Origin of the sequence: Pseudarthrobacter sp. AL07 (assembly GCF_029960665.1) — a bacterium.
Lineage (GTDB): Bacteria > Actinomycetota > Actinomycetes > Actinomycetales > Micrococcaceae > Arthrobacter.
In genome coordinates, this window is sequence record NZ_JASBRB010000010.1 from 40,178 (window position 1) to 62,090 (window position 21,913).

The following is a 21,913-nucleotide window of genomic DNA, read 5'->3' on the forward strand; positions in this document are numbered from 1 at the left end:
CCCGGCGGAAGTTTCCACTTCCGCCGGGAGGGCCCCTCGTTTTGCAGTGCCGCTTAGACGCGCGGTGCGCCGTACATTTCCTCGATGACCGACTCGAAGTCCTTCATCACCTGGGCCCGCTTCACCTTCATGGATGGTGTCAGATGACCGGACGCTTCCGTGAAGTCCGAAGCGACGATCCGGAATGACTTGATGGACTCCGCCTGCGACACCGAGGCGTTGGCCTGCGTGATGAGGTCCTGCACGGCGGCCTTGACCACCGGGCTCTCGACCGCCTCGTCAGGCGTGGTGGTGGCGGGCAGCCCGTGCCGCTGGAGCCAGCCTGGCAGTGCTTCCGGGTCCAGGGTCACCAGGGCGCCGATGAACGGCCGGTTGTCGCCCACTACCAGGACCTGGGAGACCAGCGCATCCGCCCGGATCTGGTCCTCCAGCAGGGCCGGAACCACGTTCTTGCCGCCGGCCGTGACGATGATTTCCTTCTTGCGGCCGGTGATCCACAGGAAGCCGTTCTCGTCGAGCCTTCCGATGTCTCCGGTGCGGAACCAGTCATCGGCAAACGTATCGGCCATCAGGTCTTCGCGCTGGTAGTAGCCGCGCATCACGCAGACACCCTTGGCCAGGATCTCGCCGTCTTCGGCGATCTTTACTGAGTTGCCCGGCAGCGGCTTGCCGACGGAGCCGATCTTGATCAGGGCGGGGGTGTTGACCGAAATGGGGGCCGTGGTCTCGGTAAGGCCATACCCTTCAAGGATCTGCAGGCCGATGCCCTGGAAGAAGTGGCCCAGCCGTTCCCCGAGCGGGCCGCCGCCGGAGACGGCATGGGCCACGTTGCCGCCCATGGCCGCGCGCAGCTTGCCGTAGACGAGTTTGTCGAACACTGTGTGCTTGAGTTTGAGCCCCAGGCCAACGTGCCCGGCCTGGCGGGCTTTGGAGAACGCGATGGCGGTCTCCGTGGCTTTGTGGAAGATGGCACCCTTGCCGCCGTCCTCTGCCTTTGTCAGGGCCGAGTTGTAGACCTTCTCGAAGACGCGCGGCACGGCCAGGATGAACGTGGGCTGATAGCTCTGCAGGTCGGCCAGCAGATTCTTGATGTCCGGGGTGTGCGCCACCGTGGCGCCGGCGGCCACTGCCAGCACCGAAATGAACCGTGCAAAGACATGGGCCAACGGCAGGAACATGATGGTTTTGGCCTGCTCGTTCACCACGTCGCCAAGCAGCGCCAGGGCGTTGTCGGACAGTTCAACGAAGTTGCCGTGGGTCAGCTCGCAGCCCTTCGGCCGGCCGGTGGTGCCCGAGGTGTAGATGAGGGTGGCCACGTCGCTGAGCTGTGCCGTTGAGCGGCGGGCCTCCAGGTCGGCGTCGCTGACGTCCTGGCCCGCCTCACGGACGGCGTCCAGTCCGCTGCCTTCGAGCTGCCAGACGTGCTGCAGGGCGGTGAGGCCTTCGGACGTGGCCGCCTGCCGGATGATGTCCTCATGGTGGGCGGCCTCGCCGAATGCGGCAACCGCCCCGGAGTCACCGAGGTTCCAGGCAACCTGCGACGGCGATGAGGTCTCGTAGACGGGCACCGAGACGGCGCCGGCGAACCAAATGGCGAAGTCGACGAGCGCCCACTCGTAGCGTGTGCGGGACATGATGCCCACCCGGTCGCCGGCTCCCACGCCACTGGCCATCAGGCCCTTTGCAAGGGCTTGGACGTCCGCCAGGAAATCCGTAGCCGAGACGTCCCGCCAGGCGCCTGCGGAGTCCAGCCGGGAGAAGAGTGCCGGGTTGCTGGGCTTGGCTGCCTGCCGAAGCACAAGATCGGTGATGTTGGTTTCCGGTGGGACAATAACCAGGGGCGGAACACTGAATTCGCGCACTATAGCTCCTTTGATATCCATAGACCCGCACAGGGTATGCCTAAAGACTAATACGCCCTGTAACTTGGCCGTGCAGAAACAAACCTACTGGCCAGTAACATAGGAGTCAAAGAGGAGTGCGAAGACCATAGGCCCGGCCTCCGGTGCTGCCCGCCCGGGGCGCCCTAGAATGAATCACTATGTACGCAATGCCCCCCGGCGAGCCCGCCGATCAGCTCCGACGTCCAGCCCCCTGGCGGCGGCGGCCGCTGGGATTGAGGGCCCGGCCCAGGCAGGTGGAAACGTTCCGCGAGCACCTGCGGCTCGGACGCAAGGGACTGGCGATCGGCATCGATATCGGCGGCACCAAGGTCGCCGCCGGCGTGGTGGACGCCGACGGAAGGATTCTGAGCGAGGCCCGGCGGTCCACCCCAGGCAGCGACCCGCGCGCTGTAGAGCAGGTCATCGTCGAGCTCGTGGACGAATTGGGAGCACGCCACAGGGTCTGGTCGGTGGGCATCGGTGCGGCCGGTTGGATGGATCTGGATGGCGGAACAGTGCTTTTCAGTCCGCACCTCGCCTGGCGCAATGAGCCGTTGCGGGCCAACCTTGAGCGCCTCCTGCGACGCCCTGTGCTGCTGACGAACGACGCCGACGCCGCGGCCTGGGCGGAATGGCGCTTTGGTGCAGGGCAGGGAGAGGACCGGCTGGTGTGCATCACCCTCGGTACCGGTATCGGCGGCGCCATGGTGATGGACGGGCGGGTGGAGCGCGGCCGGTTCGGTGTAGCCGGCGAATTCGGCCACCAGATCATCATGCCCGGCGGGCAGCGTTGCGAGTGCGGGAACCGGGGCTGCTGGGAGCAGTACGCCTCGGGCAACGCCCTCGGCCGGGAAGCGAGGATCCTGGCGCGTGCGAATTCGCCGGTTGCCCAAGAACTGCTGGCCACCGTCGGCGGTGACGCGGAGCAGATCACCGGGTCGATTGTCACCGAACTGGCACTCGCCGGTGACGCGGCCTGCCGCGAACTCCTTGATGAAGTGGGCGAATGGCTGGGCCTGGGACTGGCGAACCTGGCAGCAGCGTTGGATCCCGGACTGTTTGTGATCGGCGGGGGACTCTGCTCGGCGGGCGACCTGCTGGTGGAGCCCGCCCGTAAAGCCTTCGCCCGAAACCTCACCGGCCGAGGCTTCCGTCCGGCGGCCGGCATCGAGCTGGCAGCGCTCGGGCCAAACGCAGGGCTCATCGGAGCGGCCGATCTGTCCCGAGTCAGCAGCCGCATGCGGTGACGGTCGCTTCTTAGACGCGGGCGCCGTCGTCGTTCTCGTCTTTTTCCTGGGGCAACTTCATGATCAGGTAAACCACCGCAAGGATGAAAACTGCCACCATGCCCACAATCGCCAGCATCGGCGCTGACCGCCAGAACATGACCGCCAGCAGCAAGGCAAGGGGCGCACCAATTGCGCCGAGCCAGGCAAGCATGGTCAGGGGATCCGTCCCGGCAAGGCTTGGCGGTTCTTCCGGAACGAAGTCCCCGGCGTCGTTCTCCACGGCATAGTCACGCGGGCCGAAGGCGGCGGTGCCGCCCTGAACATAACCGCCGGTCCCCTCGCCGGCGTCGACCTGCCCGCCGTCACCGGTGCCCGGCGTCGCCGCCTGCCGTTCGGCTGCTGACAGTTCGGTAGGGGCTGTTCCCGCCAGACCCAGCGGATCAAAGTCGCGGAACGTCGCGGACCTGCCGGACCCGGCCACGGCTTCCGGGCCTGCTAAATCAGGAGTTTTGGCGTCATTACCCGCGGCGTCAGGGCCCGGGGCAATCGGGCCGGGGGTGGTGGCGCTCGCCGGGACTGTGCCGGAAGGGGCTCCGGGCTTTTCTTCGAGCCGGGCCACCAGGTCCAGCCACACTGCATCGTCCTGGTTTGCGCTTTGGTCCTGTGAGCCGGAGTCGGGCCTATTCATGGGCGGTACCCTCCTGGACCTGGGCTGCTGCCGTGCCGGCAACCACCGCCCGGACGAAGTCGGCGGATCCTCGGAAAATCTCCTCAGCGTCGTTATCAAGCGTTGCCACGTGGTAGCTGTTCTCCAGCGTGGTCAGTGTCAGTGGTGCGTTTGCCAGGCCGCGGCGCAGCGCTGCCACACTCGTGTCCGATACGACGTGGTCCACGGTGGAGCGGAAGATCCGGACGGGCGCGGTGACGCGGGGGAGCAACCGGATGGTGTCCTTGAACATCTTGTTCAGCTCATGGGCCGCAGCTACGGGCGTCCGGGGGTAGGCGCCCTCGTCCATCCCGGGTTTCAGGATGTCGTTGGCGATGGCCGGAGTACTCTTCAGGACCAGTTTCAGGATGCCGGCCAAGGGCGCTCGGGGATCATCGATAACGAGGCCGGGGTTCACCAAGATCACCCCGGCCACGGGCCGGCTGGCCGCAATTCTCAGGGCCAGGGCGCCGCCCATGCTCAGCCCGGCGACGAAGACGTGGTCGCAGTGCGAGTCAAGCTCCAGGTAGGCGTCGTCCAGTGCGCTGTGCCACTGCGGCCACCGCGTGCGCGCCAGGTCCTGCCAGCTGGTGCCGTGCCCGGGCAGCAGCGGCATGCGTACGGCGAACCCGGCGTCGGCGAACGACTGCGCCCACGCGCGCAGCCCGTGCGGACTGCCCGTAAATCCGTGGGAGAGGACCACCCCGATGCGGGCTCCGTCGCCGTTGAAGGTGCTGCTGAAAGGGCTGTGGTCCGGTGCACCGGTCATGAGGTCTCCGAGGTGGTGTGAGGTGTGGCCGCTGTTCGGGCTGGCGGGGCAGCGGTGGGTGTATGGGCCAGGAAGAAGGCGCTGGAACGGGCAAATATCTCTGGCGCATCAACATCCAGCGTGGCCACATGTCCGCTGTTGTGCAGGTCCACTACTTCCACCAGCCGTGGGCCCAGACGCTGCCGCAGCGTCAGGAGCGAGGTGGCCGGAACGACGACGTCCGACTGGGACTTGAAGACCTGCACCGGGGCGCTGACCTGGTGCAGCCCCCGCGTGGCTGTGCCGAAAAGCTTCTTGAGCTCATGGACGGCTGCCAAAGGCGTCCGCGAATAGTCGCCGTTATTGCTGACTCCCGCCGTCGGCTGTTCCTCCTGGATGGGCACGGTAGTGCGCTGAAAATACTTGAGCACACCGATGACACGCACGCGGCGGTCATAAAAGCTAAGGCCGGGATTCACCAGAGAGACGCCAGCCGCAGGATGCCTGGCGGCCGTCAGCAACGCAATGGCGCCGCCCATCGAGAGGCCGGCCACAAAACACTGCTCCGTCCGGTCGCTCAGTTCCAGGTACGCCGATTCGAAAGTCCCGTACCAGTCGCGCCAATTTGAGCGCGCAAGCTGACGCCAATCTGTCCCATGGCCGGGAAGAAGCGGTACCGACACCGCGAATCCCTGGGCGGCGAGGTGCTCTGCCCAGGGCAGGACGCTCAGGGGGCTGCCGGTGAAGCCGTGGCAGATGGCAATCCCGGTGGTGGCATTGGGTCCGTGGCCGGGGTAGCTGAAAGCGGCAGGCCGGGGCGCGATGCTGCTTTCTGTCATAACACCATCGTGTCATTGTTCTCGACAAATCTCACTAGAGTAGGGTTGCACTGAAGTGCCCGCCCGGCCCGCTGAAGGGCCGGCCGGCCGGCTTCCGGAGAGGTTCGTCACGTGTTCTATTGGGTCATGAAGAGGATCTTCCTGGGGCCGGTGCTGCGGCTCCTTTTCCGCCCCTGGGTCAAGGGTCTGGACAATGTTCCTGCGCAGGGCGCGGCAATTATCGCCTCAAACCACCTGTCTTTCTCCGACTCCATCTTTATGCCGCTGATGGTCCGCCGGCCGGTTGTTTTCCTGGCCAAGTCCGAGTACTTCACCGGCACCGGCCTCAAAGGCAGGCTGACGGCCATGTTCTTCAGGCTCACCAACCAGCTGCCCATGGACAGGTCCGGGGGCGCGGCATCGGCTGTTTCGCTCAACGCCGGCATGGATGTCCTGACAAGCGGGGGACTGCTGGGCATCTACCCTGAAGGGACCCGCAGCCCCGACGCTCGCCTCTACCGGGGAAAGGTGGGGGTCGCCAGGCTGGCCCTGCAGGCTGGTGTGCCCGTGATCCCCGTGGCCATGATCGGCACGGACAAGGTTCAGCCCATCGGCAAACGGATGCCGAATATCCGGCGGATCGGCATGATTTTCGGTGCGCCCTTGGATTTCAGCCAGTACGCAGACCAGGCGGAGGACCGGCTGGTCCAGCGCCAGGTCACCGACGAGATCATGTTCGAGCTGATGCGCCTCTCCGGCCAGGAGTACGTGGACGAGTACGCCGCCGTGGTTAAGCTCCGCCTTGCGGGAGCAGCGGCGGCCGAGGCTGGCGATCCCTCCGCGAAACGGGCTGAATCTGACGGCGGTGCTGAGGGCACTGAGGCCGAGGGCAAGGACCCGGCAGCCAGCTGACTGTGACGCCGCACCCGGGATGCGTGACGGTCAGGTGTCCTGAAGCCAGCCGCGCACATTAGTCTTAGATAGTGACTGAGCTATCTGCAAGACCTGCCTTTTCGCTGTCCAGCACCGCCCAGAGCGGAGCAGCCAACTATCCCGGACTGGATGTTTGGCGTGACCTTCCCGTTTCCCAGCAGCCCAGCTGGCAGGACAAGGACGTTTTCGACGCATCTGTCGGGGAACTTTCCGTGCTGCCACCGCTGGTTTTCGCCGGCGAAGTGGACGTTCTCCGTGAACGGCTGGCAGCTGCCGCGGAGGGCAAAGCCTTCCTGCTGCAAGGTGGCGACTGTGCTGAGACCTTTGAAGCGGCAACGGCGGATAAGATCAGCGCCCGCGTCAAGACCATCCTGCAGATGGCAGTGGTGCTCACTTACGGCGCAGCGATGCCGGTCATCAAGATGGGCCGGATGGCCGGCCAGTTCGCCAAGCCCCGCTCGTCCAACGATGAAACCCGCGACGGCGTGACCCTGCCGGCGTACCGAGGCGACATCGTCAACGGCTACGAGTTCACTCCCGAGTCCCGTGGCCATGACGCCGCCCGGTTGCTCAAGGCCTACCATACGTCCGCCTCCACGCTGAACCTCATCAGGGCCTTCACACAAGGCGGTTTCGCGGACCTGCGCTCCGTGCACCAGTGGAACAAGGGTTTTACCGAAAACCCGGCGCACGCCCGTTACGAATCCCTCGCCAGAGACATCGACCGCGCCATCAAGTTCATGGCCTCCTGCGGCGCTGATTTCGAAGCACTCAAGCGGGTGGAATTCTTCGCCAGCCACGAGGCCCTGCTGCTGGACTACGAGCGTGCACTGACCCGCATCGATTCGCGGACCGGTTTTCCGTATGACACCTCGGCGCATTTCCTGTGGATCGGGGAGCGTACGCGCGAACTTGACCACGCGCACGTTGACTTCCTCTCACGCGTTCGAAATCCCATTGGCGTGAAGCTGGGCCCGTCGACAACCGGCGACGACGCCCTCCGCCTCATCGACAAGCTGGACCCCGAGCGGGAGCCGGGCAGGCTGACGTTCATCACGCGCATGGGAGCGGGCAATATCCGCAAGAAGCTTCCCGCCATTGTGGAGAAGGTCACAGCCTCCGGCGCCAAGGTTCTCTGGGTCACCGATCCGATGCACGGCAACACGGTTACGTCGCCGAACGGCTACAAGACCCGCAACTTCGACGACGTCATTGACGAAGTACGCGGGTTCTTCGAAGTGCACCAGGCCCTGGGCACGGTTCCCGGTGGCCTCCATGTGGAGATGACCGGTGACGACGTCGCGGAATGCCTGGGCGGAGCCGATCCGGTGGACCAGGAATCGTTCCTCGACAAGTACGAGTCGGTCTGCGATCCGCGACTGAACCACATGCAGTCCCTCGAAATGGCGTTCCTGGTGGCCGGAGCACTGGCCAAGCACTGACCGCCCGATGCGGAGTCAGGCTTCCACGGTGGTGTGGCCGGCAGACCGCTGGCTACACCACGGTGAGAGTAACGACGGAGCCTTCGGGCACCTTCTTCTTCACCGGGTCCTGATCACGAACCGTGCCGAAGAAGCCGCCGAGGATATTGTTTACCCGTACCTCGAAGCCCAACCCACGCAGCGCTTCTTCGGCTTCTTTGGCTTGTTTGCCGATGAAGCTGGGGACTTCAACCAGCTTGGGTCCGTCGGAAATGGTCAGCGTCACTGCGCCGCCCTTGGTCAGGGTGCCGGTCGCGGGCGACTGCGCAGCAACTGAGCCCTTGGGCACCTTGGGATCGTTGACTTCGTCCCTCGCGACATCGGCCTTGAGGCCGGCAGCTTCGATGGCGTTGACGGCGGCGTTCTTCGCCAGTCCCACCACTGACGGGACCGGGATCGGCTGCGGCCCCTTGGAGACCAGAAGATTGACCGGGGTGCCGTGGCGCGCGGGAGTCGCGGCGGCCGGCTCCTGGGAGAGCACGACGCCGGCGGCAACGGCGTCGTCAAATTGTTCAGTGACGGTGCCGAGCGCCATTTCGGCCTGGTTCAGTGCATTTTTCGCTTCGTCAAGCGTTCCGCCGGTCAGCCTCGGGAGTTCATAGAGTTGCGGGCCCTTGGAAACAAACAAGGACACCGGCTGGTACTTCCGGGTCTCCGCGCCGGCAGCCGGGTCGGAGCCCACCACAAGGCCGGAGGGAACGTCGTCGTCAAAGACATCGTTGGTTCGTGACTGGAACCCCGACTCGCTCAGCAGTTGCTGGGCCTGAGCCACCGACTTGTTGGCGACCGCCGGAATGGTGCCCGGGGACCCTGGCCCCATGCCGAAGAACCAGCCGGCTCCGGTGGCAAGCAACGCGATGATGACCAGGACCACCACCCAGAGGACGCCGCGGCGCCGCGGGTTGCCCTCCCGAAGGCTCCGGACCGGGGTGGCCGCAGCCCGCGCCCTTGCCTTCTGTTCCTCCCTGTCCAGCCTGCGCCGGGCGCGTTTGCTGATGGGGATCGCTGCCGGGACGGCGTCTTGAGCATCTGGCCTGTGGTGCGCTTCCGGCCGGTACTGTTCGCCTGGCCGGAAGTCGGCGTCGGGCGGATACAGGGCATGCGGAGCGTGCGGTGGGTGCTGAGGCTGGGGCCGTGAGAAGGATGACATTACGGCGGTGGGGTTGTTGGTGCGGGCGATGATCTCGGTCTGGTTCTGCTGGCCTTCTTGGGTCGCGGCAGGCGGCCTGAGGTCCAGTTCGGCATCCGTGAGGTTGGTCCGGATGTGGCGGAGTTCCTGCAGCAGGGCGTTGCCGTCGACGGGGCGGTTCTCGGGATCGTTTGCGGTGCACCACTGGACGAGTTCATCCACCTCGGCGGCGAGGCCGGGCACCAAGGCCGAGGGAGGACCGACCGTTTCATTCACGTGCTTGTACGCAACCTGGATGGGGACCTCGCCGTCGTACGGCTGCTGGCCGGTCAGCATCTCATAGAGCATGATGCCCACGGAGTAGATATCACTCCGGGTGTCAGCCTGTTTTCCGAGCACAAGCTCGGGGGAGAGGTAACCCACGGTACCGATGAGTGTCCCGGTGCTCGTGGACGTCGTTACGGCACGGGCCAGTCCGAAGTCGCCGATCTTGATCCGGCCGTCGTCGGCAATCAGGACGTTCTCCGGTTTCACATCCCGGTGGATCAGCCCCGCCGCATGGGCTGCACCGAGGCCCTGCACTACCGGATCGATCAGGGCAAGGGCCAGCCTGGGAGGCAGCGCACCTTTGGTTCTGATGACGTCCCGGAGGGTGTGGCCCTTGATGTGTTCCATGACCAGATAAGCGGTCTGGCCGTCGTTGCCCTGGTCCAGGACTCCCACAACGTGGGCGTGGGACAGCTTCGCGGCGGCTTTCGCCTCGCGGCCCAGCCGGTCCAGGAACGTCTCGTCGGTGGCGAGGTGTGGATGGAGGACCTTCAGGGCAACATCGCGTTCCAGCCGGAGGTCCGTTGCCAGATATACGGTAGACATGCCGCCGCGCGCGAGTTTAGAGCGGACGGCGTAGCGGTTGTCCACCAGCGTTCCAACGAGACGGTCTGACACTTGTTCCTGCACCCTACGATACTAATCCCGCATGGAAAAGGGTCCGAACCGACGTGCGGTCCGGACCCCTATCATTATCCCCGGGCTGGCGCCAGCAAGCACGCGGGGCACTGATATACGGGATTTAGCCGAAGTTCTTTTGGTGCGCCTTGATCGCAGCTACGTAGGCCTTGGTGTCGTCGTACATACCGTATTTGCTGACCGAGTACTGACCCTGGTAGTACCCCGCTATCGCGGTGTCCTCGTCCTTGCTGGTAGCGATAAGCCGCTTGATGATCGCCACGCCGGCCGTTGCGTTGTCGTAGGGGTCCAGCAGGTTGAGCTTCCGCCCTACGAGGTCTGACGCCCACTGCCCGGAGGATGGGATGACCTGCATGGTGCCGATTGCGTTGGCCGGTGACACCGCCCGCTGGTCAAAGCCGGACTCCTGCTGTGCGAAGGCCAGAGCCAGTGCGGGGTTCACCCCCAATTGGCGGGCCGTGTCAGCCACAATTGTGCGCATCTCAGCCCGGGACGGTACGGGAGAGGCGTTCAGCAAGGCCTTGTTTTCGTTGGCGGAGCTCACAACGGTCGCGGGGTAGGTGAAGCCCAGGAAGGAGCTCCCTACCAGTGGAGCGGCGGGGGCTGCAGGGGCGGCCGGGGTGGAGGAAGCGGGCTGGATGGAGGCGCCCGGAATGACCAGCTTGTTGCCGGGGTAGATGACAGTAGTCATGGTCAGCTTGTTGGCCGCCAGGATGTCCGAGAGCTTGACGCCGTGCCGGGAGGCGATCGCTGACAGGGTGTCCCCGGCCTTGATCGTGTATGAACCGCCGGGAGCCGGTGCTACGGGAGCCGGCGCTGCGGGAGCGGACGTGGGCTGCACGGCTGCAGCTGGTGCTGCAGGAGCGGAAGCAGGCTGGACCGCTGCAGTCTCACCCGCGCCCACGTTGATCTTCTGGCCCGGGTAGATGATGGATCGCATGTTCAGGCCGTTCCAGCTGAAAACATCGGACAGACTGACGTTGTGCCGGGCCGCGATGGCGCCGAGCGTGTCGCCGGACTTTACCGTGTAGCTGCCTCCGGCATTGGCCGGAGCGGCCGCGTTGGGGGCTGCCGGCGCCGGCGCAGGCGCAGCCGGGGAACCCGAGCCGGACAGCTTGATCTTCTGGCCGGGGTAAATGATGGTGTTCGCCTGGAGGTTGTTGAGCTTGAGGACTTCGTACGTGTCCAGTCCGAATTTGCCGGCAATTCCGCTGATGGTGTCGCCGCGGGCGATGGTGTATTCCGCGGGCGCTGCAGGCTGCATGGGCTGGAAGGCAGCCGGAATAGTAGTGGAGACAGAAGCCGCCGGGATCAGGCCAACTTTCGTTTCAGCCGCTTGGGCCTTCATCGCGGCGGCAAGGGTTGCCGGGATTGCGCGGGCAGGTGCCTCTGCCGCAGCAGGCTGGGCCAGGGCCAACGACGACAAGACAACCGCAGGGAGCGCCGCCGTGGTGACAGCAATCATGGGCAGGCTCTGCCTCGGGGGCTGTTTTGGCGAACGGGACGTCGTCATGGAAAGAATCCTCTTCTTCAACTGCCGTGGGCGGGAGATGCAATGTGACTATTGATACTAATGTTACTTAAGTTATTGCTGTTACAAATGTGATCTATGTGAATCTCTCATGAAATGTCCCTTAGCACAAGAATTCCGACCCCGGTGGCATAAAGAGTTTTGTGGAGTGTTGGATAATTCGCGGCAATGGCAGCCGATGCCGACTAGGCGGCAGGGGTCCGGCCGTGGCAACCTTGATCCGTGAGTAACGTAGAAAGCCTTGTGGGCGAGTGGCTGCCCCTGCCGGATGTCGCGCAGATGTTGGACGTTTCGATTACGAGAGTCCATGGCCTTATTGATGAACGCGCCCTGGCGGCCCTGCGGGTCGGGGAACGGCGAATACGGTCAGTTCCAGCCGCGTTTATCCTGGAGGGCCAGGTTGTTGACAGCCTCAAGGGGACCATTGTGGTCCTGGCAGACGCCGGCTACTCCGACGAGGACCTGATCGTCTGGCTGTTTACCCCCGACGAGTCGCTCCGGGGCCGGCCAATTGATGCCTTGCGGGAAGGCCGCAAGACGGAAATCAGGCGCCGGGCCCAAACTCTGGCCTGGTAAACAACATAAGGAGCCCGGTCAACGCCGGGCCCGCAGCTGCTGCAAAGACCAGTACGAATGTCAGGACGCGCGGCTGACCGTGGCTTCCGCCAGCTTCCGCAAGGCGGTCTTGGGCAGTTCGTCCAGCGGCAGCTGTTCCAGCGCGTTATACGCCGCGGCGCCGAATTCGTTGATCAGCACTTCCGTCGCCTGAAGCGCACCCGACTCTTCGATGATCCGCCGGATCTCGGACACGTCAGCGTCGCCCAGGTCCGGGCTGCCCAGCTTGGCGTCGATAAATTCCGATTCTGCCGTTGTCGCCTGGCCCAGCGCGAGGGCAATGAGCACTGTCCGCTTACCTTCGCGAAGATCGTCGCCTGCCGGCTTGCCCGTAGTGACAGGGTCCCCGAAGACCCCCAGGACGTCGTCGCGCAGTTGGAAAGCCTCGCCCAGCGGCAGCGCGAAGGCCGAGTAGCCCCGGAGCAGGTCGTCCGGAGCGCCCGCCAAGGCGCCGCCAAGCGCCAGCGGGTGCTCAGTGGAGTATTTGGCGGACTTGAACCTGATGATCGACTGTGCCCTCGTCACCGCTCCGGCCCGGTCCCGGACGGGACCTGCCACTTCCTCCAGGATGTCAAGATACTGACCCGCCATAACCTCGGCGCGCATGAGGTTGAAGATCAGACGCGCCCTACTGCCTGCAGCCGCATGTTCGCCGATGTCCGTGAAGGCCTCCTCGCTGAAGGAGAGGCATAGATCCCCGGTGAGGATCGCGGCTGCCTGCCCAAACCGCTCGCTGTCCAAGGCCCAGCCTTGCGCGTGGTGCAGCTGGCTGAAGCGGCGATGCACGCTGGGCCCGCCACGCCGCGTGTCCGAGCGGTCAATGATGTCGTCATGGATCAGGGCAGCTGCCTGGAAAAGTTCCAAGGCCGATCCCGCCGTCACGATTTCCTCGGCCGCCGGATCGCCGCCCGCGCCGCGCCACCCCCAGTAACACATCAGGGCGCGGAGCCTCTTGCCGCCCGTCACCAGGTTGGAAATGGAACCCATGATGGGATCGATATCGGGTGAAATGGCAGCCATGAGCGATTGCCGCGTGGTGAGGAAGTCTGTGAGCTCACCGGCTACGGCGGCGACGAATGCAGTCTGCTCAATCCTTAACTGCTCCGAAACGCTCACTTGGCGGACTCAGCAGCCACGTTCGCGCCGATGGTGAAAGTAGAAAGGCCGGCCGCTTCGACGGCTGCGATGTTGACCGTTTCGGAATCGTTCCGGACGAAGTCTTTGGAAGCGACAGCGCCCACAGCGTCGCCGGGGACGGCTTTGAATCCCTGCGCTTCCAGGTGCTTTGTGTAGAACTCCACGACGGTGGCGGTCGGGGCGTTGATGCTGGCCACGAGGGCCGCCGTGGCGGGCGTTGATGACTTATCAAAGCTGCTCGAAATCACCGTGGCGCCGGGCATCAGTGGGAGCAGGGTTTCCGGGAATCCCGCGACGATTGTCCCCACCGTGGCGGAAGTTCCCGGCGACGCCGTCGGGCTCGCGGACGCGGTTACGCTGGCGCTGCCAGTCGCTGGTGAGGATGTAACTGAGGAGGATGATGCCGCTCCGGGCTCTGCGGGGCTGCAGGCAGCGAGAGCCAGAATGGCGCCTGCGGCCAGTGCCGCTAATCCTGTTGGCTTAAGACTTTTCATGACGGTCACGGGGACTGTCCTCCTGGTGTTGATGCCGGATTCAGCCTCCAGTTTAGTCAGTACCAGCCGATACAATTGCCGGTGTGGGACCTGAGCGGAACAACCAGTACACCGAAGCGGGTCTTCGTGAGCTCCGGCGCAACTGCATCATGCACGTGGATATGGACGCATTCTTCGTCGCAGTGGAGCTTCGCACCCGGCCGGAACTCCGCGGCAAACCCGTGATCGTTGGCTTCCCTGCGGACCGCTCGGTAGTACTCTCGGCGTCGTATGAAGCCCGGGCCTTCGGAGTGAAGTCCGCCATGCCCATGGTGGTCGCAGCCAGGATGTGCCCCAAAGCCGTCATCATTGAACCGCGCCACAAGCTGTACTACGACGTTTCCGCCCGGCTGATGGAAATCTTCGCGTCCATCACCGATCTGGTGGAGCCGCTGAGCGTCGACGAAGCTTTCCTGGACGTCGGTGGCGCCATCCGGCGGTTGGGGCCCCCGCGCGAAATAGGTGAACTGATCCGGCGCCGGGTGGCTGCCGAACTGGGCATTACAGCCTCCGTGGGCATCGCAGCCAGTAAGTTCGTAGCCAAGATTGCTTCCACGCGTTGCAAGCCTGACGGGCTGTTGCAGATCGGACCCGACGAGACGGTGCCCTACCTCCACAGCCTGCCCGTCGGGGCGCTGTGGGGCATCGGCGCCAAGACCGCGGACGTCCTTGCCCGGATGGGCATCAGGACGGTGGCGGACGTGGCTGCCACTCCGGTGTCCGCACTGAAGAAAATGCTCGGGGCCACCGGTGAACACGTCTACCGCCTGTCGTGGGGGATCGATCCGCGGCCCGTAACCCCCGTGCGGCCTGAGAAGAGCATCGGCGCTGAAGAGACCTTCGCCGTGGATACCGGCGACAACGCACTGATCGCACGGGAGCTGCTGCGGCTTTCCCACAGGACGGCAGGACGGCTGCGGAGTTCGGGGATGGTGGCACGGACGGTGGCGTTGAAACTCCGGTATGCCGATTTTTCCACAATCACCAGGAGCCGCACTGTCCACGCACCTGTAGACAGCGCCCAACTGATTTATGCCGTGGCAATTCAACTCCTGGAATCGTTGGGGAGTCGGCCCATGACCGTGCGCCTTGTTGGCATCCGGGCCGAGCAGTTGGAAGACGCCGCCCACACGTCCCTCCAGCTGAGCTTTGACCGCCGGGATGATAACTGGCGGGCAGCAGAACAGGCACTGGACGAGGTCAGCCGGAAGTTCGGAAACAAATCGATTCTCCCCGCCAGCCTGCTGGATTCCGGAAACGCGTCTTAGCCGAACGCCGGCACGTTGCGTGTTTGGTTCAGGGAGGTGATGGCCGTCTTTCAGAACGGCCCCCGACAAACTATCCTTATATATACATAGTTCTCAGTTATTGCCGGACTTCCTGGACATGCTGCAGTTCCGAAGCCCCGCATGCCGGTGTTCGCTTTCCGCCATCGTCGGCGGGGCGGGAACCTCCCGGCCATGCCGGTCGTTATCGAAGCAGTAGTACGGGATGGGACCAGCCCGTACGTTGGCCTACTTAAGGAGGTCGTGATGCCGCTCTCGGAGCACGAACAGAAGCTGCTGGAGCAGCTGGAGAAGCAGCTGCACGAAGACGATCCGAAATTCGCCAATTCCATGGGTTCGGATCCCGGGCGAACGTGGTCCACCCGCCACATCGTGATTGGTGTGCTCTGCACACTTGCGGGCATCGCCCTGCTCCTGGTCGGCGTCACAGTCCAGAACATCTTTGTCGGTGTCCTGGGCTTCGTAGTTATGGGCGGCGGTGTGTACTTCGCCACAATGCGCAGCGCTGCCGGCGGCCAGCAGCGCTCCGCCCCTGGTACAGGTAAGTCCGGAAAACCAAGAAGTTCATTTATGTCCAGCCTGGAAGAGCGCTGGGACGAGCGCCGCCGCGACGAATCCTAAGGCAGCGCCTGTAAGTCGGGTGCCGTGGCCGTAGGTTCAGGCCTGCCCTCCATTTCGCTCCCCACGGTCAGGATGACCGCAGCAGAAGACCCGCCACGGCGGGTCTTCTGCGTTTAACCGCAGCAGGTAGTAGCCCGGTGCCCTTTTGCGCTCAAATCGACCCCTGCTGCGGGTCTGGATGGATGGCCGGACGCCCGCTGATGCGCCGGCGGGGCCCGTTTTGAGCCTGACGGTGGCAGGGCGCCGCCGTGGGGCACTTATGATTCCAGCCGAAACGGCGACGGACCCTCCACTTCCATCTCCCACGCCATTTGGGGGACAGTGGCCTGAAAGGGGGAATATTGGCCGGATTCGCGTTGACTGTGGTGGAAAGTGGAGTAATGTGGAGGACATAAGAGGGTAGTTGCAACACAGGGGATATTGCAGTTCCTGACGGCAGACAGGCGGTGGGCCAGTGTTTCTGGGCACACACTCGCCACGTCTGGACGAAAAGGGCCGAATTATCCTCCCCGCGAAGTTCCGTGAGGAGCTTGCCAGCGGACTTGTTCTCACCAGGGGACAGGAACGTTGCATTTACGTCTTCAGTGAGCAGGAATTTGCACGGGTCCACGAGCAAATGCGGGAGGCGCCCATTTCCTCCAAGCAGGCCAGGGACTACATCCGCGTCTTTCTCTCTGGAGCCTCTGACGAGGTACCTGACAAGCAGGGGCGCATAACCATTCCGGCCGCGCTCCGGGAGTACGCAGGCCTCGGCAGGGAACTGGCCGTCATCGGTGCAGGAACCCGGGCCGAGATCTGGGATGCCCAGGCCTGGAACGAGTACCTCGCGGAGAAGGAAACCGCCTTCTCCGAAACCGACGACGCCATTCCGGGAATCCTGTGATCCCCTGAACGGCCCGGCGGAACCGCTTCTTGAACGAGATCTCCAGCCGCCCATCAGAGAGTCAACCTGGCCTCACTTCCCCGGAGCCAGGCCGGCAGGATGATAGGCGCGGATGGGGATCTGGCTCAAGAAGCAGCACACCAACACTCACGGCAAGAAAGGACGAAGGCATGACCGATGACCCGAAGCCAACGTCCGAACGCCATGTGCCGGTCCTCAAGGACCGGTGCATTAATTTGTTGGCGCCCGGCTTCGAAGCTGGCCGCCGCCGAGGTGAAACCCCGATCGCCATTGATGCGACCCTTGGCATGGGCGGCCACGCCGAAGCCATGCTGGAGCGTTTCCCTGATCTGCACCTGATCGGCATCGATCGTGACGAGGAAGCCCTGGTGCTGGCAGGAGAGCGGCTGGGGCGCTTTGCTTCCCGGACGGATCTGGTCCACGCCGTCTACGACGAAATCGACGACGTCCTCGAAGACCTGGGTGTCGCCCAGGTCCACGGCATCCTGATGGACCTGGGTGTGTCGTCGCTGCAGCTGGACGAGCGCGAGCGTGGCTTCGCCTACTCCTTTGACGCTCCCCTGGACATGCGGATGGACACCAGCCGCGGGCAGACCGCAGCGGATGTGGTGAATAACTACAGCGAAGAGGATCTCGTCAGGATCATCCGGAAGTGGGGCGAGGAGAAGTTCGCTGGCCGGATCGCCAACAGGATTGTCGCGGCGAGGACTGCCAAGCCTTTCGCCACCACGGGGGAACTGGTGGAACAGATCCGCTCCGTGGTTCCGGCCGCAGCCGCCAAATCGGGCGGCCATCCCGCCAAACGGACATTCCAGGCACTGCGCATCGAAGTCAATGAGGAACTGGACGTGCTGGAGCGCGCCGTTCCGGCAGCCGTGGAAGCAACGGCACTGGGCGGACGCATCGTGGTCATGTCCTACCACTCCCTCGAAGACAAGATCGTCAAGTCATTTTTCCAGGCCGGGTCCAAGTCCTCCGCGCCGCTCGGATTTCCGGTGGAACTTGAGGAACACAAGGCCTTCCTCAAAACCCTGACCAAGGGCACCGAGGTGCCCACCGCCGTCGAGATTGCAGAAAATCCACGCGCGGCCTCCGCCAGGTTGCGGGCCGTGGAACGTATCAGAGCCAGGAGCGAAGCATGAGCACTGCCGCCGTCAAGAACTTTCCGGTCGTCTCCGGCAGCAGCGCCCCGGCGATCAGGTCGCTTCCGTCCGGCGCTGGCCGCCGGGAACGCACACCTCTGTCTGTGGTCCGTTCCGCCCCCAAGAAGCGCCGGGCGCCGTTTGTCGTCATGTGTTTCGCCTTGCTCGCCGTTGCGCTCGTCACCGTGCTGGTCCTGAACATCTCAGTCTCTACCTCCCAGTACCAGCTGGTGGAACTGAGGGGTAAGCAGAGCACGCTGACCAAGCAGAACCAGGACCTGACACAGCAGGTCCAAAACTTCGAGGCTCCCCAGAACCTGGCAGCCAAGGCCTCAGACCTGGGAATGGTCGCTTCGACGGTTAAAGGCCAGATCGATCTCTCCACCCTTGCCGTTACGGGCAAGGCAACTCCAGCTGTGAAGGGCGGCGCGGCTGGAGCGGTCATCCCTGCCCCGGCCGTCGAGGGAATGCTCATTGTGGTTCCCCCGGCAACGTCCGGGGAGCCGCTGGCGAACCGTAAACCGGCTACCGAAGAATTGGCACCTGCCGCGGCAGCCCCGCCGGTTGAAGCACCCGCTCCGCCGGCACCTGCCGTGGAGCTACACGGCGGTTCGGTACCGGCACCCGAACAGAAGGTGCCCGGGCTGTAACCGGTAGCCGCTGAAGGACAGCCAGTCAGGCATTAAACAGGCAATAATGGCGAGCAGCAAGGGAATCACGGTGGCGCAGAGGACCGGCAAGGCAAAAAGCGGTATGGCCCCTAACGCCACAAAACGGCTGCGCCTCGGCCTCGGCATTATGCTGACGCTGCTGTTGGTGGTGGGCGGCAAGCTCTTCTTCGTCCAGGGGCTCGACGTCGGCGGGATGGCTGCCGCTGCGCTCGATTACCGGATGCGCGCGACTGCGCTCCCTGCCGAACGCGGCAGCATCCTGGACGCAGCCGGGACGGTCCTGGCAAACAGCGTGATCCGCTACAACATTGTGGTGGACCAGACCACCAACACAAAGACCGATAAGTTCTGGCGCCTGGAGGAAGGCGCCGACAAGCTGGTTGAAGTCAGCCGGGAGCAGGGCATCAGCGAACTCGCGGCTGTCCTGGGCATGGACACTGAAGACCTCAAGAACGCCCTGACAGGTGAATCGAAATACCACATCGTTGCCAAGGACCTGAAACCGGACGTTGAGCTCAGGGTCTCGGATCTTAGTATTCCCGGCATTGTCACCGAGGGCGTCAGCAAACGCGTATACCCCAACGGTTCCGTGGCCGGTGGCATCATCGGCTTCCTCCAGGACGGAAGTACCGGCCAGGCGGGGATCGAACAGACCCAGGATGGGCTGCTGCGGGGCAAGGACGGCAAGCGGCTTTTCGAGATCGGCGCGGACGGTCTTCGGATTCCCGTCGGCGTCGATGAGCTGACACCCCCGGAAGACGGCAAGGACGTCAAGCTCACCCTCAATTCCGATCTCCAGTATTTCGCCCAGCAGGCCATCCAGAGCCAGTCGGACAAGCTCGGTGCCGAGTGGGGTGTCATCATCGTGATGGATGCCAAGACCGGCAACCTGATCGCGATGGCCGATACCAATGCGCCGGACCCGAACGATCCAGGCCGGGTGGCCGCCAAGGACCGCGGTGTGCGCTCCGTGACTGCTGCGTATGAGCCCGGATCGGTCCAGAAGATGATCACCGCGGCCGCCCTGATTGAGGAAGGAAAATCCAGCCCGCTGGACACCTTCACGCTCGGCCCGTCGTACACGGTGGACGGCCAGACGTTCACGGACTCCTTTACCCATGGCACAGAAGAGCGCACGCTCGCCGGCATCCTGGGCTGGTCCATGAACACCGGCACCGTGGCGGCCGGCTCCCGGCTCACCAAGGACCAAAGGCACGACTGGCTGAAGAAATTCGGTATCGGCGAAGCGCCGGACATCGGGCTGCCCGCCACCGCGGCCGGCATTCTTACCCCGGCCGACCAATGGGACGGCCGCCAGGAGTACACAGTGCTTTTCGGCCAGGGCGTGGCGCAGTCGACGCTGCAGACGGTCCGGGCTTTCCAGACGATCGCCAACAATGGTGTGATGCTCCAGCCGCGCCTGATTGATGCGTATGTGTCCCCGGACGGAACAGAAGAGGCGGTTGCCCCGCAGCCTTCCCGCCAGGTGGTGTCTGACGGCACGGCGCAACAGGTCCAGGACATCCTGGAAAGCGCGGTGACCGAAGGTCAGATCAAGGACGCCGCGATCGACGGGTACCGGGTGGGGGCAAAGACCGGAACCTCTGAATCTCCCTGCGACGACGGGAAGTCAGGGTTCTGCGGCTACACCGCTTCCATCGTGGGGATGGCACCGATGGACGACCCGCGGTTTATTGTTGAGGTGGTACTGCAGCGTCCGAAGGGCAGCATCTACGGCATCACGCAGGGGCCGGTGTTCCGTTCGGTCATGAGCCAGGCCCTGCGCACCTACAACGTCCAGCCGTCCACGGGTGAACCGGCCAGGTTGCCGCAGTACGCCAAGTAACATCAAGCCAGGCAGCAGTTCCCCCAATGCCCGCAGTGGAAGCAGTTTCCCGCGGGCATGATCCACTAGCACCACCATCGGAGATTCCCTTGTCAGACCAGAACGCATCAGCCAACAACGCGGGGCAGGCAGGGGAGCCAGCCTCCGCGCGGTTCAGGCCTACGGCCGTTGCTGCGGTCCGCCTGGACGCGATCGGAGACGCGATCGGTGTGCAGGTCCCGGGTGCCTCCGCTGCCGTCAGCGTCATGGGAATTTCACTGAACTCGCGAACCGTGGAACCGGGAGACCTCTATGTGGCGCTGCCCGGTGCCGCCCGCCATGGCGCCGACTTCGTTTCGCAGGCGGTCGGCAGGGGAGCGGTGGCAGTCCTGACCGACGACGCCGGCGCCCGCCTTCTCGCGCTGTCAGGGGACACTGCCGTTCCCGTCCTCGTGGTGGACGGACCGCGCAACGTGGTGGGGCCGCTGTCCGCCATGATCTACCAGAGCCAGCCAACAGCCGGGCGGACGCCGCGCTTGTACGGTGTGACGGGAACCAACGGCAAGACCACTACCACATACTTCATTAACGCCCTCCTCCGTGCGCTCGGGCAGCAGACCGGCCTGATCGGAACCATCGAAATCCTGGCCGGTGGAGAGCCGGTTCCCAGCCTCCTGACCACACCCGAGTCACCGGATCTTCACGGCTTGCTCGCCCTCATGCGGGAACGGGGGCTGGACGCCGCGTCCATGGAAGTTTCCTCCCACGCCGTATCCTTCCAGCGGGTGGACGGTGTGCTCTTCGACGTTGCCGGTTTTACGAACCTGACGCAGGACCATCTGGACCTGCACGGCACCATGGAGGACTACTTCGCCACGAAGGCGGAACTGTTCACCCGGGGCCGTGCCCGCAGGGCTGTGGTGACGGTCGACGACGAATGGGGCCGCAGGCTTGCCGCCACGGCACCGATCCCGGTCACCACACTCTCGATGGCACCCGGCGCAGCTCCCACCGACTGGACGGTCACCGCCGCTGCCGCGCGGGGGTTGGGTACCGACTTCAGCCTCGCGGGACCCGAGGGCGTCACCCTGAATGTACACACGGGCCTGCCCGGCGCTTTCAACGTCGCGAACGCCGCGCTGGCCACGGTAATGGTCATCGCCAGCGGAATGGACGCCACCACGGTGCAGGCCGGCCTGGACCACCACGACCCCTTCACCGTGGCCGTTCCGGGACGCATGCAGCTCGTCTCCGAGGAACCGGCGGCTGTAGTGGACTTCGCCCACAACACTGATGCCCTGGCACGCGCACTGGAAGCAGTCAGGTCACCGCTTCCCGGCTCCCGGGTGATTGTGGTTTTCGGAGCCACAGGACAGCGCGACGAGGGCAAGCGACCGGCCATGGGCGCCGTCGCCGCGAAGATGGCCGACATCGTCATCGTCACGGATGACGACCCCCACGATGAGGACCCTGCGGCCATCAGGGCAGATGTGCTGGCGGGCGCACGGCCAGCCCGCGAACAGGAATCACCGGGGTGCGTCATCGAAGAGGTATATCCCCGCGACGCTGCCATCCGACGGGCCGTTGAACTGGCAGGTCCAAGCGACACCATTCTGGTGGCAGGCCGGGGGCACGAGGTCTGGCAGGAAGTCAAGGGCGTCAACCTGGCGCTCGACGACCGGGTGGAACTGCGGAACGCCTTGACAGCCAGGGGATTCACCGTTCTTCGAGACGACCGGATAGAGTCCTAGACCG

General features: G+C 64.4%; 19 protein-coding genes. 11 read left to right on the forward strand and 8 right to left on the reverse strand.

Annotated features, from left to right (window positions below; translation table 11 throughout):
* Positions 1-53 precede the first annotated feature (53 nt).
* Positions 54-1,862, reverse strand: coding sequence for an AMP-dependent synthetase/ligase (locus QK290_RS10365; protein WP_282330583.1), 1,809 nt, complete (start codon positions 1,860-1,862; stop codon positions 54-56).
* Between the two features lie 179 nt (positions 1,863-2,041).
* Here QK290_RS10365 and QK290_RS10370 point away from each other — a divergent pair, with 179 nt between their 5' ends.
* The gene (locus QK290_RS10370) at positions 2,042-3,130 is read left to right on the forward strand and encodes an ROK family glucokinase (protein ID WP_282330584.1); all 1,089 of its coding nucleotides are present in this window, start codon (positions 2,042-2,044) and stop codon (positions 3,128-3,130) included.
* 10 nt (positions 3,131-3,140) lie between these two features.
* Here QK290_RS10370 and QK290_RS10375 read toward each other — a convergent pair whose 3' ends face one another.
* Genes QK290_RS10375 through QK290_RS10385 form a run of 3 tightly spaced genes read right to left on the reverse strand, consistent with a single transcriptional unit; the run spans position 3,141 to position 5,405 of the window.
* The gene (locus QK290_RS10375) at positions 3,141-3,800 is read right to left on the reverse strand and encodes a hypothetical protein (RefSeq protein ID WP_282330585.1); all 660 of its coding nucleotides are present in this window, start codon (positions 3,798-3,800) and stop codon (positions 3,141-3,143) included.
* Positions 3,793-4,587 carry an alpha/beta fold hydrolase gene (locus QK290_RS10380; RefSeq protein WP_282330586.1) on the reverse strand — a complete coding sequence of 265 codons (795 nt, stop codon included), beginning with the start codon at positions 4,585-4,587 and terminating at the stop codon, positions 3,793-3,795. Before QK290_RS10380 ends, QK290_RS10375 begins: the two co-directional genes overlap by 8 nt.
* Positions 4,584-5,405, reverse strand: coding sequence for an alpha/beta fold hydrolase (locus tag QK290_RS10385; protein WP_282330587.1), 822 nt, complete (start codon positions 5,403-5,405; stop codon positions 4,584-4,586). The genes QK290_RS10380 and QK290_RS10385 overlap by 4 nt, the downstream gene beginning before the upstream one ends.
* A gap of 111 nt (positions 5,406-5,516) precedes the next feature.
* On the opposite strand from QK290_RS10385, the gene QK290_RS10390 reads away from it, so the two are divergent.
* Both QK290_RS10390 and QK290_RS10395 read left to right on the forward strand, forming a co-directional pair.
* Positions 5,517-6,296 (forward strand): lysophospholipid acyltransferase family protein, encoded by a 780-nt coding sequence (locus QK290_RS10390; protein ID WP_282330588.1) that lies wholly within the window; start codon positions 5,517-5,519, stop codon positions 6,294-6,296.
* 71 nt (positions 6,297-6,367) lie between these two features.
* Entirely contained in the window at positions 6,368-7,759 is a 1,392-nt protein-coding gene (locus QK290_RS10395) for a 3-deoxy-7-phosphoheptulonate synthase class II (RefSeq protein WP_282330589.1), read from the forward strand.
* A gap of 52 nt (positions 7,760-7,811) precedes the next feature.
* Here the strand turns inward: QK290_RS10395 and pknB are convergent, their stop codons facing one another.
* Positions 7,812-9,884, reverse strand: a complete 2,073-nt coding sequence (pknB, locus tag QK290_RS10400; protein WP_282330590.1) for a Stk1 family PASTA domain-containing Ser/Thr kinase — start codon at positions 9,882-9,884, stop codon at positions 7,812-7,814.
* A 112-nt stretch (positions 9,885-9,996) separates the two neighbouring features.
* Positions 9,997-11,406 carry a lytic transglycosylase domain-containing protein gene (locus QK290_RS10405; protein ID WP_282330591.1) on the reverse strand — a complete coding sequence of 470 codons (1,410 nt, stop codon included), beginning with the start codon at positions 11,404-11,406 and terminating at the stop codon, positions 9,997-9,999.
* 240 nt (positions 11,407-11,646) lie between these two features.
* On the opposite strand from QK290_RS10405, the gene QK290_RS10410 reads away from it, so the two are divergent.
* Positions 11,647-12,000, forward strand: coding sequence for an Rv2175c family DNA-binding protein (locus QK290_RS10410; protein WP_282330592.1), 354 nt, complete (start codon positions 11,647-11,649; stop codon positions 11,998-12,000).
* Between the two features lie 60 nt (positions 12,001-12,060).
* On the opposite strand, the gene QK290_RS10415 is transcribed toward QK290_RS10410, so the two are convergent.
* A complete protein-coding gene (locus tag QK290_RS10415; RefSeq protein WP_282330593.1) occupies positions 12,061-13,155 on the reverse strand; it encodes a polyprenyl synthetase family protein in 1,095 nt (364 codons plus the stop codon).
* The gene (locus tag QK290_RS10420; protein ID WP_282330594.1) at positions 13,152-13,679 is read right to left on the reverse strand and encodes a hypothetical protein; all 528 of its coding nucleotides are present in this window, start codon (positions 13,677-13,679) and stop codon (positions 13,152-13,154) included. Before QK290_RS10420 ends, QK290_RS10415 begins: the two co-directional genes overlap by 4 nt.
* A 74-nt stretch (positions 13,680-13,753) precedes the next feature.
* Between QK290_RS10420 and dinB the strand changes: the two genes are divergently transcribed.
* From dinB to QK290_RS10455, 7 genes are all read left to right on the forward strand, one after another.
* Positions 13,754-14,977: a DNA polymerase IV gene (gene dinB, locus QK290_RS10425; protein ID WP_282330595.1), complete on the forward strand. Its 1,224-nt coding sequence runs from the start codon at positions 13,754-13,756 to the stop codon at positions 14,975-14,977.
* Between the two features lie 264 nt (positions 14,978-15,241).
* Positions 15,242-15,616 carry a DUF3040 domain-containing protein gene (locus QK290_RS10430; protein WP_282330596.1) on the forward strand — a complete coding sequence of 125 codons (375 nt, stop codon included), beginning with the start codon at positions 15,242-15,244 and terminating at the stop codon, positions 15,614-15,616.
* 454 nt (positions 15,617-16,070) lie between these two features.
* Positions 16,071-16,499, forward strand: a complete 429-nt coding sequence (gene mraZ / locus QK290_RS10435; RefSeq protein WP_058929387.1) for a division/cell wall cluster transcriptional repressor MraZ — start codon at positions 16,071-16,073, stop codon at positions 16,497-16,499.
* Between the two features lie 170 nt (positions 16,500-16,669).
* Entirely contained in the window at positions 16,670-17,662 is a 993-nt protein-coding gene (gene rsmH / locus QK290_RS10440; protein WP_282330597.1) for a 16S rRNA (cytosine(1402)-N(4))-methyltransferase RsmH, read from the forward strand.
* On the forward strand, positions 17,659-18,312 hold the full coding sequence (locus QK290_RS10445; protein WP_282330598.1) for a hypothetical protein: 654 nt from the start codon (positions 17,659-17,661) through the stop codon (positions 18,310-18,312). The genes rsmH and QK290_RS10445 overlap by 4 nt, the downstream gene beginning before the upstream one ends.
* A gap of 70 nt (positions 18,313-18,382) precedes the next feature.
* Positions 18,383-20,179, forward strand: coding sequence for a penicillin-binding protein 2 (locus QK290_RS10450; protein ID WP_282330643.1), 1,797 nt, complete (start codon positions 18,383-18,385; stop codon positions 20,177-20,179).
* Between the two features lie 89 nt (positions 20,180-20,268).
* Complete coding sequence (locus tag QK290_RS10455; RefSeq protein ID WP_282330599.1) at positions 20,269-21,909, forward strand: UDP-N-acetylmuramoyl-L-alanyl-D-glutamate--2,6-diaminopimelate ligase; 1,641 nt, start codon at positions 20,269-20,271, stop codon at positions 21,907-21,909.
* The last annotated feature ends 4 nt before the right edge of the window (positions 21,910-21,913 follow it).